At 64.2% G+C, this 226-nt stretch carries 1 pseudogene; it reads left to right on the top strand.

Features of this window, described 5'->3' with window-relative positions:
• A pseudogene (locus tag ACXN5W_RS30435) lies at positions 1-226 on the top strand (glycoside hydrolase); the annotation flags it as partial.

Raw genomic sequence — 226 nt, 5'->3', positions numbered from 1 at the left:
ACAAGTCTTCTCCACCCCCTCCAACATCGGCACCCTCGAAGGCTCCCGCTTCTACAAACGCGGCAACTACTACTACATCTGGGTCACCCGACCCGCCAACGGCCAATACGTGCTGCGCTCCACCAGCCCCTGGGGACCCTACGAATCCCGCCAGGTCCTACTCAACATGCCCACCCCCGTCTCCGGAGCCGGCATCCCCCACCAAGGCGGCCTCGTCCAAACCCAG

This window comes from Plantactinospora sp. A48 (genome assembly GCF_055793945.1).
This window is presented reverse-complemented; position numbering and strand designations above follow the sequence as displayed.